Here is a 13,776-nt window from a genome sequence, read left to right as displayed (position 1 = left end):
TCTCGGACAGGCCGTTCCCGGATTTTTCCGGGCCGTGTTCCGTACGGTCCTTGCGCCGGGCGGGTCCCGATTCGGTATATATGACGTCGCAGGGGCTGTCAGTGTTGCATGACGTCGCCGTTTTTTTTCGATTTTTTTGCGGCAGGCGGACTTTTAGCGTGGATTTTGCCGTTGTCGGTTTCCGGATTGAGGCAGGATTCCGTATCTTGCGGAAGAGAGATTGTTGAATTTTAAATGTCACGGAAATGAAAAGATTCGTCATGACGGCGGTCGCGGTGATGGCGGCCGTCGGGGCATTTGCCCTTGAACCGGTGAAGTTGAATGAACCCGACCTTGACAGGGGCGGTTCGTTGATGCGGGCGTTGGCCGACCGTCGCTCCGTGAGGGAGTATGCCGACCGGGCGCTTTCGTTGCAGGACATGTCCGACCTGCTGTGGGCAGCCAACGGCGTGAACCGTCCTGCGTCGGGTAAGCGGACGGCTCCCTCGGCCATGGACCGGCGCGACATTCAAATCTATGTCCTGACCGACAAGGGTGTCTATCTGTATGTGCCGGAGCAGTCGCTCTTGCAGCCCGTCGCAGAAGGCGACCACCGGCAGGATGTACGCGGCAATAAGCCGGCGGTGAACCTCGTGTTGGTGGCCGAGGACGGCTCGTCCCGGTTCGCCGATACCGATGCGGGATATGTGTCTCAGAATATCTTCCTCGCCTGTACGTCGCTGGGGCTCGCCACCGTATCGTGCGGCTCGATGGACGAACCCGCCTTCCGCAAGGCGTGTCGGCTGAACGACAGGCAGCGCATCATCCTCTTTCATCCGGTCGGCTACCCCAGATAACCTGTGCCGCAGCCTGTCCGGGTGCGGCCGGCACGAACGGGAGGCGGGATGCTGTCGGTGCAAGCCGCCGGCAGGGTTGCCGGTTTCGGAGTCCGGTCATTCCCGGCGGAAGGTCGCCGCATTTCGCGTTTTGTCGCTTCCGGTATATGACAAAGGCCGTACCTTTCATGATACGGCCTTTGTCATAATCGGAGGTGCCGTGGCGTGTCCGCTGTGGGCATCGCCGGCCGGTGTTTACAGTATGCCGAATTCGCGGCGCAGATTCTCCACCTCGTCCAGCTTTTCCCACCCGAAGAATTCGATTTCTTTCGTGACTTCCCTGCCATGGTCGAACAGGGTGACCTCCCGGCGGTAGGGGCGGTTGCCGAAGTGACCGTAGGAGGCCGTCGCTTCGAAGATGGGGTTCTTGAGACCGAACCGTTCCACGATGGAGGCGGGACGCAGGTCGAAAAGCCGTTCGATGCGGCGGGCTATCTCGGCATCGGTGTCCGATACGCGGGCCGTGCCGTAAGTATCCACATAGATGCTGAGCGGATGTGCGATGCCTATCGCGTAGGAGAGTTGGACGAGTATCTGGTCGGCGATGCCTGCTGCCACCATGTTCTTGGCGATGTGGCGGGCCGCATAGGCTGCCGAGCGGTCCACCTTCGAGGCGTCTTTGCCCGAGAAGGCTCCGCCGCCGTGGGCACCCCGGCCGCCGTAGGTGTCGACGATGACCTTGCGCCCCGTGACGCCCGTGTCGCCGTGCGGGCCGCCGATGACGAATTTCCCCGTCGGGTTCACGTACAGCAGGTAGTCGTCGCCGATGAGGTCGGCCAGCTTGTCGCCCGCCCGCTGCAGGCGTGCCTTGACACGCGGTATGAGGATGCTGCGCACGTCGTCTTCGATGCGTTTGCCCATCTGACGTTCGGCCTCCTTTTCCGTCACGTTGCCGCCGGCACGGATGAATTCGTCGTGCTGGGTGGAGACCACGATGGTGTGTACCCTTACCGGGCATCCCGTCTCGTCGTACTCGACGGTCACCTGGCTCTTGGCGTCGGGCCGGAGATAGGGCATTTCGTTGTGCTCGCGCCGCAGTACGGCGAGCTCTTTCATGATGACCTGGGCGAGTATCAGCGTCGCGGGCATGTATTCGCGCGTCTCGTCGCAGGCGTAGCCGAACATGATGCCCTGGTCGCCGGCTCCCTGCTCTTCGTCCTTTTTCACGACGCCCTGGTTGATGTCGGGGCTCTGCTCGTGGATGGCGGAGAGGATGCCGCAGGAGTTTCCGTCGAACATGTAGTCGCTCCGGGTGTAGCCGATGCGGTTGATGACGCGTCGGGCGACGTTCTGTACATCGACGTATGCTTCCGAACGCACTTCGCCGGCAACTACTACCAGTCCCGTCGTGCAGAGGGTTTCGCACGCCACCTTCGATTCGGGGTCGCGGCGAAGGAATTCGTCGAGTATCGCGTCGGATATCTGGTCCGAGATTTTGTCGGGGTGCCCTTCCGAAACGGCTTCCGACGTAAATAAGAATGCCATTTTAAAACGTTTTTGGGGACGGCGCCGTGCGCAGCCCGTTGGACAAAATTTTAAAACGGAAATTATTGGCTGTTGTAAAAGTAACGAACCCCGGCCGGGGCCCCTAAAGAAAAACGGATTGCTTCTTTAGCTATTTTTTTACGTGGTTTGCAAGCGGCCAAATCTTTCCACTGCCGGAGTTCCCGGCGCTGTTCACCGCACAAAGGTAGGCAAAAAAACGTTAGAATGTGCGCTGCGGTCGGTTTTAGGTATATTTACTTACCGTCGGGCAGTACGGACTTTCGGAGGCTGCCGTATCCGGTTCCTCGGTACGGACGGCCGTTGGGGGCCTGACGCGGCGGGGAGACAGGAAAGACGCAGCAGCTGCTTTTCTGCCAGCCGGTTGGGGTGGAGGCGGGTAACGGGGCGTGCCGGCAACTGTGTCGGCGGGCGTGTCGTCGCTGCGGTCGGCCGTCAGAAAGGATAGCCGATACCGAAATTGAGGGCCGTGTTGCCCCATTTGAAGGCCTTGAGCCATCGCTGTCCGGCGGGCAGGCTGGGGTCATGCACCCGGACGCCCCAGTCGAGGCGGATGACAATCAGGTCGAGGTCGTAGCGCAAGCCGAACCCGGTGTTGAAACCAAGCTCCTTGTAGAAGCTGTCGAAACGGAAAACCTCGTCGCTGGCCGCACCGGGGATGCCTGCGAGCCAGACGTTCCCTACGTCGAAAAATACCGCACCGTGCAGGGCGTTCCAGATGGGAAAGCGGAATTCGAGGTTGGCCTCCAGCCGCAGGTTGCCGAGCTGGCTTTTGAAGCCGGAGTTCCGTCCCTTGGAGGAGTTGCCTGGTCCGAGGGCTCTCACCGGCCAGCCGCGCATGCTGTTGCTGCCTCCCACGTAGAACATGCGGTCCATCGGGAGGGTGGAGGAGTTGCCGTAGGGGAGTCCGATGCCGCCGAAGAACCGGTAGGCCACGGCCGACCGGTATCCTATCGGGATGGTATTGCTGACACTGGCATCCACGCGGAAATACTGCGAGTAGCGGATGCCGAATATTTTGTAGAATGTTTCGTACCGTGGGGAGGTCTGTCCCCCCGTACCGCAGTCGTCGATGTTCACCTGTTCGGAGACGGGCGAGGAGAGCCAGTGCGCCAGTGCGTCGGTCAGGTTGCCTGCCGTTTCCGCATTGACGCGTACCGTTATCGAATTGCCCTTGCCGGTATTCGGGTTGTTGAAGAGATAGGAGCCCGAGATGGCTGCTATGTACTGCGATTTATAGCTTTCGCGCAGGTAGCTGTTCTGGATGGAGCAGAGGAAGTCCGTGTCGATGAAGCTCACGTCCACGAGGTTGAAGTCTATCGGACGGACGGTATAGGTGGTGTTGCGGCCGTTGTTCCACGAATAGCCGATGTTGGCTCCGGTGATGGTGCGGTGGTATTTCGATTTGCGCTGCAGGTTGGTCGATACCTCGATGCGCGTCAGGGGACGGTAGAGTTTTCCCGCCCTGTCAATGGGGAAGGGGGCGAGGAACCGCGGGAAGGTGACGGATGCCGTGAGCCCCACCTCGTAGGAGTTCTTGGCCGCCGTTTCGTCCGTGTTGAATTCGTATCCGCCCGACAGGCTGATGTTGAGCAGTTCGGCACCGCGGAACAGGTTGCGGTTGAGGTAGCTGACGGTTGGACGCAGCGCATAGAACGCCGACGAGGTGGTGGCCTCGAAGTCGAGCGTGTAGCCCTGCCGCATGGCGGGCGTGCAGAAGATGTCGCAGTCGAGCGCTCTTTCGAGGGTCTGTACCGGGGTCTCCCCTTCGCCTCCTTCGCCGATGTAGGTGATGTAGTTGTCGTCTTCCGGTTCGGGTTCGGAGAAGGTCACGCTGGCATTCTTGAAGTAGTCGAGCCGTTGCAGGTTACTCGATGTGCGCTGCTTGTCGCCTGCGCTGTAAAGGTAGTCGGAGTAGATGGGGATGGCCCGGCGCAGTGTCTGCGGCTTGATTTTGGGCTTGCCCGACCGGATGATGTAGAGTCCCCGGTAGTAGGTCGTGTCCATGCCGCGCAGGTAGGCGGGGTCGGTGGCAGCCGCGGTGGCGTCGTAATCCGGATAGACGAAGATTTTGCCGAGGCGGTAGACGGCGTTGTTCCCATATATCGGCTCTCCCTCGGGCGTGTATCCTTCCAGTTGCTGCCGGATGACCATCGTGAGGTTTACCAGGTGGTCGCCTGCGAGCGTATCGGCTATGTAGCTGATGTTGTTCACGGAGAACTTGTAGTACCCCCGGTCTTTCAGATAGGCCGTTATGCGCTGCCGTTCGTCGTTGAGCAGGGTGAGGTCGAAGATGTCTCCCGGCCTGATGAGCGTGGCGGCACTGTCTTGTCGGATGACCTGTTCGAGGAATTTGTCCTGATAGTCGTAGGAGAGGGAGTTGATCCGGTAGGGCGCTCCTTGTCTGACCGAATAGGTGACCACCGCTTTCCGGTTGCGTTTGTATTCGATTGCGTATCGGCTCGTCGATTCATAGAATCCGCGGGAGTCCATGTAGAGCTTGATGTTGCGGTTCGATGCGGCGGTCTGTACCGTGTCGAGGATGACGGGTTCGCTGCCCAGCCTGCGCAGCAGGTTGTTCCAGCCGTTCTCCTTGTTCGGGTCGGCCTGGTTGTAGAGCCAGGCAGGGAGGTTCGTTCCAAGCAGCTTTTTGGAGGGGTTCTGCCGTACGTACCGGTCTATCTCCCCGGCCGTGATGCGTTCGTCGCGCGGTACCGTCCGGTCGGTCTCTATCTTGTTTTTCGTCAGCATGTAGGAGTCCGGCGGGAGGTGGCGCGTCACGGAGCAGGAGTACGACGCTACCCCGCATGCGAATGCGAGCGCGCATCTCAGGACGGAGGCCTTCATGCTTTTCATGGACGTTACTGCTGGTTGAAAAAGCCCTGCTCGACGAGTTCGTCGAAGTATTTGCGCGAGAAGGTCACGTTGTCCTCCCTGACGTAGCGGCGTTCGGTGAAGATGCGGGCGAGGTTGGGCAGCCGGTTTTCCGCGAGAAGCTGCTGCGTCTCGGCCGAGGCTTCGCGCTCGCGCCAGAGGATTTCGAGCCTTTCGGGTGTGTAGTCCGTATAGGTATCCCGATGAACTACCGCATCGAGCGGCAGCCGGTCGGTCAGCGGCGGCAGGGTTTCGGGATATCCCATGGCGACGGTCATTACCGGCAGAACACCCTTCGGGAGCCGGAGTATCCGGGCGATTTCTCCCGCATTGTAGAGTGTCGTTCCCAGATAGCAGATGCCGAGCCCGTGCGCTTCGGCCTCCAGGCAGGCGTTCTGCGAGGCGAGCAGGGCATCGGTCACGCCGTTCATGAACCAGCAGAAATTGTCGTAGCCCGGTTCGGCTCCCCGCAGTTCGCACCACCGGCTGAAACGGTGGATATCGGCGCAGAAGGTCAGGAGGACCGGTGCCGTCGTTGCGGCGGGCTGGTTGAAATGCAGGGGGGCGAGCTGTTCCAGCAGCTCCCGCGATGTGGTTACTATAATGCTGTACAGTTGCATGTTCCCCACGGTGGAAGCCCGCGAGGCCGCCTCGAGTATCTCTTCCATGACCGTGGAGGGGATGGGTTCGGGTTTGTATCGCCGAATCGACCTGTGTTCCCGTATCTCTTTTATCATCGTCGTGTTTTTATGGTACAATCCGTACAAAGGTAGTAATTCTTGCGGAGGATGCGACCGTACCCGTTTCGATTTTGCGTGGCCGTGCCTGCCCGGCAAAGAGCAAATTCCGTGCATTTTCCGTTCTTTTTTCTCCGGAGGCTGCGCATCTCCGGCGGGGGGATGACCCCATGTAGGGATTTTTGGCCGGAAGTTGCGGCAGGCTCGGGAATAATCGTAAATTTGCACACATGCAGATAGAATTCGGAAAGTACGAAGGCGCAGGCAACGACTTCGTGATAATAGATAACCGGGAAAGGGTGTTCGAGCCCCGTCCCGCTTTGGTGGCCGCCCTATGCGACCGCCGGTTCGGAATAGGTGCCGACGGGCTCATGCTTCTGGAAGAGGAGTGCGGGGCGGATTTCCGCATGCGGTACTTCAATTCCGACGGGCCCGAGGCGACCATGTGCGGCAATGGCGGCCGCTGCATGGCGCTTTTCGCCCGGCATGCCGGTGCGGCGGGCGAAAGGATGGCGTTTGCTGCGGTGGACGGCCTTCACCGGGCCGAGGTGCTCGCCTGCGGGGACGATGCGGGGCGTATCGCCTTGGGAATGACCGAGCCGCACGGCTTTGCCGAAGCGGAGGAGGGATACTTTGTCGATACGGGGTCGCCCCATTACGTCCGTTTCGTGGAAGACGTGGAGCGGGTGGACGTGCGGGGTGAGGGACGCCGTGTGCGGAACCTGCCCGCTTTCGCCGGGACGGGAGGCGTGAATGTCAATTTCGTCGAGGTCGCCGGCGAGGGGACGCTGAAGGTGCGTACCTACGAGCGGGGTGTCGAAGACGAGACGCTGGCCTGCGGAACCGGTTCGGTAGCCGCTGCCGTAGTGGCTTCCCGCGTGCGTTTTCCGCAGGTGCGGAGCATCGATGTGCAGGTGCGCGGCGGACTGCTGAATGTGGCGTTCGACGTCGTCGGGGGGCGGTTCTCTGATGTGAGGCTTACGGGGCCGGCCCGCAGGGTCTATTCGGGTGTTTTCAGACCGGAAAATTTTTGAGACGGCGTCGTGCCGGTTCGGAAAATTTTTCTAACATTGCACCGTGTGCGGCGGCTTTGTGCCCTGGCAGGTATTTTGCGGGACAGCAGCCGGAGCGTAAGGAATTTTCAGTTTTTACACTACGATGAAATCTATCAGGGATGTCCGGAGACCGGGCGGGAACCGGTCCGATTCGGACGATTTGCGCAGAAGTACGAAACTCGCGCCCGCGAAGAAGGGTGGTCGGGAGCGTTATTCCGTGTACGATGGGGACGACGAGGAGGAGATGTCGCTGTCCCTATCCAAAAAGGAGTCGGTCTTCGATTACTTCGATGACGGAGAGGAGTCGGTAGGGTAACCGGCAGCTTTCGGATGGATGGGTAGTGTGGGCCGTTCCGCAGGGAGACGGCTTTGTCTGTTGATGGTCGGATATGGTTAAGGAAGAGAAATTCATCATGGCCGGCGGTTGCGCGGTCCGGGTGAGCGATACGTTGGAGGGCGAACGGACGGTGGTGTTGCTGCACGGCTATCTGGAGTCGCTTGATGTATGGGACAGGTTCACGGAGCTGCTCGCGCCGCAGGTGCGGGTGGTTGCGGCCGACCTCCCGGGACACGGCATCTCGGAGGTGAAGGGCGAGGTGCACACTATGGAGTTCATGGCCGATACGGTACATGCCGCGATGGAGACGCTCGGCATAGGGCGTGCCGTCGTGGTCGGTCACTCGATGGGCGGTTACGTGGCGCTGGAGATGCTGCGCAAATATCCGGAGGCGTTTGCCGGCCTCGTGCTGTTCCACTCCACGCCGAACCCCGATTCGGAGAAGAAGCGGGAGGACCGTCTGCGGGAGATACACCTCATCGAGGGGGGCAAGAAGGAGCTTATCGCCCGGAGTTTCCCCCATGTGGGGTTCGCTCCGCAGAACCGCAAGCGGTTGGCGTGGGCAGTGGAGGAGCTCTCGGACCAGATAACCCTGACGGAGGATGCGGGAATCGTGGCCGTGCTGAAGGGTATCCGCGACCGGCACGACCTGAACGGGACGATGCGCGGAAGCGGTGTTCCGCAGATGATGCTTTTCGGCCGGTACGACGAGTATGTGACGCCGGAGACGGCTGCGGAAGTTATCCGGAACCAGCCCCAGGCTCGTGCGGTATGGCTCGAAAACTCCGGGCACATGGGCTTCGTCGAAGAACCCGCGGCGGCGGCCGATGCGCTTCTCTCTTTCGTGGCGGAGGCGTACGGCGACGTGTCGCCGGAAGCTGCCGGGTGATTTTTAGTGTGGAACAGGCCCGCTTCGTTGTGCGGCGGGTATTAACGTTTGGGTGAAATGGAGGCTGTCATCTCCTTTCTTTCGGAATATCGCCTGACCGGACTGACGGTCGGCATCTTTACGTTTCTTATCATCGGACTTTTCCATCCGCTCGTCATCAAGGCGGAGTATTGGTTCGGTACGCGTTCGTGGTGGATGTTTCTCGTGCTCGGCATCGCCGCCGCAGCGCTTTCCGTCTGCGTGGAGGGGCTGGTGCTTTCGATACTTTTCGGCGTCGTCGCGTTCTCTTCGTTCTGGAGTATCCTCGAAGTTTTCCAGCAGCGGGAACGTGTGCGCAAGGGGTGGTTCCCGGAAAATCCGCGCCGTAAATCCTGATATCGTTCGTTTTGCTCGCGTGCAGGCAGGGGCAGGGCTTTGCCTCCGTTGCGTGTATCTGCCGCACGGGATATGATGCGGCGTCTTGGAGCCGGAGACAGGCGGTTTGTCTGTGGTAAATATTTCCAGGTAAGGTGCTGTCGGTGCCGAAATCGGTATGTATGTGCCGGTTTGTGTTATTTTCATCGGTCGTGAATGGATATTTATCTTGCCGGAACGAATGTGTTTATATTTAAAAAATCATAAATTAATATTGGTTTTTATGGGTATATTTGCAAATACATGAAACAGGATTCCGTGTTTCATGGCGTGGAGTTATTACTTAATTACTATCTATCACTATTTATGACGAAGAAATTTTTTGCAGGCGGCATGCTGGCGTTGCTGGCCTGCATGTCGCTTGCTTCCTGCACGACCGGTGGCGGCGAGGAGGTGCAGTATGTGAAAATCGGACAGAATCTCTGTTCGTTCCTGGCGGAGGGCAATCAGCCGCTCGAAATCGACGTGAAGGCTTCTCCGGCGGAGTGGACGGTCGAAGCGGGTGCCACCTGGGTGAAGGCGGAACGTACCGCTGACCGGACGCTGACCGTCACGGTGGAGGATAACGATACGGGTAGCGAAAGGAGTGCCGTCCTGACGGTGACGGCCGGGCAGGCGGTGCAGGAGATAGGTATCCGGCAGTTGGCGGCGGACGGTGCCTTCGCCCGTTTCCGCAAGCTCGACACTTTTTCCATGGGGGCGGCGATGTCGCCCAGCGGCAGGTATGCCGGCGGTTTCGTCATCTCCATCGCGCCGGATGACTCTTACCAATACTCTCCGACCATCGTGGACCTTGAGACGGACGAATGGCATCAGTTTGGACCCTATCCCGAATCGGTCTATGCACTGCATCAGACGATGGCCGTTACCGACCAGGGTTTGCTGTTCATCAGCGACGGTACGAACGGCGGCCAGATAGCCATCGACCTCAACGGAGACATCTTCATACCGGAGGCGCCTGCGGATTTTCAGTTCCGGCCTGAAATACAGGGTACCTCTGCCGATGGAAATTTTTGGGTAGGATTCGGCAAAAAAGAGGCCGGCGGACTCTATTATCCTCTTCTGTGGATAGACGGGGCGGCACAGGAACTGTCCCTCCCGGAGAAGAATTACAGGGAAGAGGAGCTGCGGGCCGGTGTCATGGCACGGAGCATCTCTGCCAACGGGGAGGTGATTTACGGTACTTCCTGAGATAACAGCGACTACGGCATGCTCTATTGGGAAAAGGAGGGTGCCGGTTTCGGCCGGCCGCAGTGGGTAGGCGAGGATGTACGCGAAATCACCCCGACGGTGATGCAGTATCAGGATGGTACGGAGTACGATTACAACCTGGTGAACGGTTGCATATGTCAGGCACAGCTTACCAAAATCAGTCCTTCCGGGAAATGGATAGCCACTACATACCGGACGGAAACCCCGTCGGCCAACAGGCAGTATGTGGAATATACCTATGCGGCGGCTTTTTATAATACCGAGACCGGAACGACCACGATAGTGGAGGATTACGGCGAGACTACGGGAGTACACGTTACCGACGACGGCATCGGCTTCATCGGTATCGGTACCCTCGGCGTATCGGCCGGCAAAGTTTACGACCTGAATACGCATACGGACCTGGGCGATACGCAGGATTGGGTGTACGATACCTACGGCATCGTCATTCCCGGCGGTTACATCAACCATATTTCGGCGGACGGCAGGTATGTGCTGGGTACTTCGGCGCAGTCGTCTGCCGGCGGTACCAGCTTCATCAACTGGTACATCGCCCCGCCTCGTGCGAAATAACTGTGTTAACCTAAATAGATACGACCATGAAGAAGATTTTATTCATCGCGGCGGCCTGTATGTTCGCCGCCGCATGTACGCCGCAGGACGGGGGCGGAGAGACCGCTTCCCTCGAGGTGTCGCCCAAGTCGCTTACTTTCGGTGCAGAGGATACGACTCCGCAGGAGATTACCGTGACCGCCACCGGCGTGGAGTGGGAATATGCCGTTCCTTCGTCGGCCGACTGGATTACCGTGGACGACGGGACGGCCGGAAAACTGCTGGTCTCGGTCGCCAAGAATCCGACAGCCGAGAAACGTACCGCTTCGATTCGGATAACTGCCAAAGATAACGATGATTTGGAACCCGTGAGCGTGACGGTTACGCAGGCCGGTTCTGAGACTCCGGAGGTCTATTCGCTGACGGTAGACCCGGCGGCACTGACTTTCGAGGCCGAGGGTGCCGCAGGCCAGAGCGTGAAGGTGACCGCTTCGGGCGAGGGGATTACCTGGAGCGCCGCGGTTGATGAGGCCGCCAAAGAGTGGATAACCCTTTCGACGACGGAAGGAAGCGAGGGGGAGACGACGCTGACCGTCACAGTGCAGGACAACCCCGACACGGCGGAACGTTCTGCGAACGTCACCCTGACGCCGAGTGTGGAATCGGCAGGCCCGAAGGCCATCCGCGTGACACAGGAGGCCAAGGTGCTGCCGCCGTCGCTGACGATGACTTACAACGGCGGCGACGTACCGGAGGAGGGCATCGTGTTGGAATACAAGGGCGGTTTCGCCCGTATCGACCTGACGCCCGTCAGCCTGACCTGGTCGGCCAGGGCGGATGCGGCCTGGCTGGACATCAATGCCTATTCGAGCGACGATAAGAATTTCATCGAAATCTTGATGAATGAAGAGATAAATGAATCGTCCGAACCGCGTACCGGCCGTATCATCGTGACGACCGATGCGGAGGGTATCGGGCCGTTCGAGATTCCTGTTACGCAGGAAGGAAAGCCCGATTTCCAGAGCACCATTCTGGAGGATGTGGAACTGACTACGCTGACTCATTGTCGTGCGAACCTGCAGCCTAACTGTGACTGGCGCGATAAGCCGTTTACGTGGTGGGAACTGAGGTTCATGAGCGAGGGGCTTACCTTTGAAAATTCCAAAGGGGCATATTTCGGGACGGGCGACCGTTTGACTGTTTGTATGGCGACGGAGCCTGTTTGGGTAAACGATGACAGGGAGTATTATCTCCCGGAGGGTACCTATACGGTGCGTCCCAATTTCAGTTATGACACGACGGAGGCTTTGGAACCGGGCATCAGCGCGGGGGCGTTCGGCTATTCGCACCCGACTTTCCCGAACGGTACGTGGTACGTACGCATCGAGGACGATGCCTATCCCGGCGACCAGGCGGCGATAACCGAAGGCACCATGACCGTGAGCCGGACGGGCGAGGAGTATGTCATCACGTTCGAGTTCGTGAGCGATGCCGGTTTCGCTGTGACAGGGACGTATGAGGGAGCCCTGGACCTTTATCCGGATGCCTGAGGCATAATGCGTTTCATCGCGCGGTAAGGCATGCGCTTTCCCGACAGGAGGGGATATTACCCTCTCCTGCCGGGAATTTTTTTGTCCCATGGCGAATGAGGCGGAAAGAAGGATTTGTGTTGTGGCTTATATAAGTATGTGTGTATTTTTTTGCTGAAGTTATAGAATGATATATTATAGAACAAATATGTGATTATTTTAAGATGATATATATTTATTTAATTTTATCAATATATTTGCCAACACATGAGATGTAGGCTCTCATGCAGTCTAACTAAAATTATTAACCGTTATGAGAAAGAATGTGTTTGCCGGCAGTATGCTGCTGTTGGCATGTGTGGCGCTTGTTGCCTGTACGACCGATAGCGGCGAGGAGGTGCAGTATGTGAAAATCGGACAGAATCTCTGTTCGTTCCTGGCGGAGGGCAATCAGCCGCTCGAAATCGACGTGAAGGCCTCTCCGGCGGAGTGGACGGTCGAAGCGGGTGCCACCTGGGTAAAGGCGGAACGTACCGATGACCGGGTATTGACCGTTACGGTAGAAGACAACGGTATGGATAGCGAAAGGAGTGCCGTCCTTACGGTGACGGCCGGGCAGGCGGTGCAGGAAATAACGGTTCGCCAGCTTTCGCAGGACGGGGCGTTCGCACGCTTCCGTAAAGTGGACTATTTTTCGCAGAACGGCGCCATGTCGCCCAGCGGCCGCTATGTGGGCGGTTATACGGTTTCTATCGCTGCGGACGACTCTTTCCTGAAATCTCCTACCATCATCGATTTGGAGACGGACGAAGTTTATGAATTCGGTCCTTATCCGGAAACTCTGTATTTCATGACGCAGACGATGTGCATCAGCGACCAGGGACTGCTGTTCATCGTGGACGGCAACCAGGGCGGAACGTTCGTCTGCGACCTGGAAGGGAATATCACCAAACTGGAGGCGGTGGAAGGATTCCGTAGTGAACCGACCATACAGGGAACTTCGGCCGACGGTGTGTATTGGGTAGGTTATGCGCGTGAAGATGTTATAGGAAAGGGGCTTTGCAAACCGTTGCTGTGGACGGACGGTGTGGCGCAGGAACTGCCGCTGCCCGACCTGAATTACCGGAATGAGGAGATATGGTACGGTGTCATGGCCCGCGGCATTTCGGCCAACGGCGAGATTATCTACGGCACCTCCTGGGAGAACTCCGACTTCGGCATGCTTTACTGGCGGAACGAAGGCGCGAATACCGCAAAGCCGAGATGGGTAGGCGATGACGTGCGGGAAGTGACGTCCGTTAAGTTGATAAGGGACGGCGAGGAGTATGACTATAACGTCGTGAACGGCTTTACCTGTCAGGCACAGCTTACCAAGGTAAGCCCCTCGGGTAAATGGATAGCCGGTACGTATCGTACGGAAACGCCGGCCGACGACAGGCAGTCGGTAGTCTGCGTACAGACCGCCGCCTTTTACAATACCGAGACGGAGACCTCCGTCATTGTGGAGGATTACGGCGAATCCTCCGGAATACACGTGACCGACGACGGCATCGGCTTTATCGGCATCGGTACGCTGGGCATCTCGTCGGGTGCGGTGTACGACCTGAATACGGGCACCGACCTGGGCAGCACGCAGGAGTGGGTATATGACAACTACGGCATCATCATCCCGGCCGGTTACATCAACCGTATCTCGGCGGACGGCAAATTCGTTTTCGGTACTTCGGCGCAAGCATCGGCAATGGGAACTTCGTTCATCAATTGGTACATCGCTCCGCCTCTTGAAAAATAACCTAATC

Annotated in this window: 12 protein-coding genes; 9 read left to right on the top strand and 3 right to left on the bottom strand. The window is 58.5% G+C overall.

The features are described 5' to 3' along the window. Window positions 1-245: 245 nt before the first annotated feature. Window positions 246-836, top strand: a complete 591-nt coding sequence (locus tag BQ5361_RS07390) for a SagB/ThcOx family dehydrogenase (RefSeq protein ID WP_035472015.1) — start codon at window positions 246-248, stop codon at window positions 834-836. 234 nt (window positions 837-1,070) lie between these two features. Here BQ5361_RS07390 and metK read toward each other — a convergent pair whose 3' ends face one another. The 3 genes from metK to BQ5361_RS07375 form a co-directional block, all read right to left on the bottom strand. After that, a complete protein-coding gene (metK, locus tag BQ5361_RS07385) occupies window positions 1,071-2,360 on the bottom strand; it encodes a methionine adenosyltransferase (RefSeq protein ID WP_022063681.1) in 1,290 nt (429 codons plus the stop codon). 453 nt (window positions 2,361-2,813) lie between these two features. Continuing rightward, entirely contained in the window at window positions 2,814-5,234 is a 2,421-nt protein-coding gene (tamL, locus tag BQ5361_RS07380) for a translocation and assembly module lipoprotein TamL (RefSeq protein WP_052130976.1), read from the bottom strand. A 5-nt stretch (window positions 5,235-5,239) separates the two neighbouring features. Then, window positions 5,240-5,989: a nitroreductase family protein gene (locus BQ5361_RS07375; protein ID WP_022063679.1), complete on the bottom strand. Its 750-nt coding sequence runs from the start codon at window positions 5,987-5,989 to the stop codon at window positions 5,240-5,242. A 230-nt stretch (window positions 5,990-6,219) separates the two neighbouring features. On the opposite strand from BQ5361_RS07375, the gene dapF reads away from it, so the two are divergent. The 8 genes from dapF to BQ5361_RS07335 all read left to right on the top strand — a co-directional run bounded on the left by dapF (window position 6,220) and on the right by BQ5361_RS07335 (window position 13,769). Continuing rightward, window positions 6,220-7,023: a diaminopimelate epimerase gene (dapF, locus tag BQ5361_RS07370; protein WP_035472018.1), complete on the top strand. Its 804-nt coding sequence runs from the start codon at window positions 6,220-6,222 to the stop codon at window positions 7,021-7,023. A 124-nt stretch (window positions 7,024-7,147) separates the two neighbouring features. After that, window positions 7,148-7,360, top strand: a complete 213-nt coding sequence (locus BQ5361_RS07365) for a hypothetical protein (protein WP_022063677.1) — start codon at window positions 7,148-7,150, stop codon at window positions 7,358-7,360. A 73-nt stretch (window positions 7,361-7,433) separates the two neighbouring features. Beyond that, window positions 7,434-8,270: an alpha/beta fold hydrolase gene (locus BQ5361_RS07360; RefSeq protein WP_035472021.1), complete on the top strand. Its 837-nt coding sequence runs from the start codon at window positions 7,434-7,436 to the stop codon at window positions 8,268-8,270. A gap of 69 nt (window positions 8,271-8,339) precedes the next feature. Continuing rightward, window positions 8,340-8,645 (top strand): DUF4491 family protein, encoded by a 306-nt coding sequence (locus BQ5361_RS07355; protein WP_035472312.1) that lies wholly within the window; start codon window positions 8,340-8,342, stop codon window positions 8,643-8,645. A gap of 345 nt (window positions 8,646-8,990) precedes the next feature. Continuing rightward, complete coding sequence (locus BQ5361_RS07350; RefSeq protein WP_071424994.1) at window positions 8,991-9,875, top strand: BACON domain-containing protein; 885 nt, start codon at window positions 8,991-8,993, stop codon at window positions 9,873-9,875. 18 nt (window positions 9,876-9,893) lie between these two features. Continuing rightward, window positions 9,894-10,469, top strand: coding sequence for a hypothetical protein (locus BQ5361_RS07345; RefSeq protein WP_035472027.1), 576 nt, complete (start codon window positions 9,894-9,896; stop codon window positions 10,467-10,469). Window positions 10,470-10,495: 26 nt separating this feature from the next. Next, complete coding sequence (locus tag BQ5361_RS07340) at window positions 10,496-11,998, top strand: BACON domain-containing protein (RefSeq protein ID WP_035472030.1); 1,503 nt, start codon at window positions 10,496-10,498, stop codon at window positions 11,996-11,998. Window positions 11,999-12,290: 292 nt separating this feature from the next. Further along, window positions 12,291-13,769: a BACON domain-containing protein gene (locus BQ5361_RS07335; RefSeq protein ID WP_035472033.1), complete on the top strand. Its 1,479-nt coding sequence runs from the start codon at window positions 12,291-12,293 to the stop codon at window positions 13,767-13,769. The last annotated feature ends 7 nt before the right edge of the window (window positions 13,770-13,776 follow it).

This window comes from Tidjanibacter massiliensis (assembly GCF_900104605.1).
GTDB lineage: Bacteria > Bacteroidota > Bacteroidia > Bacteroidales > Rikenellaceae > Tidjanibacter > Tidjanibacter inops.
The sequence above is the reverse complement of the archived record's forward strand: the minus strand, read 5'-3'. Positions and strand labels throughout refer to the sequence as shown.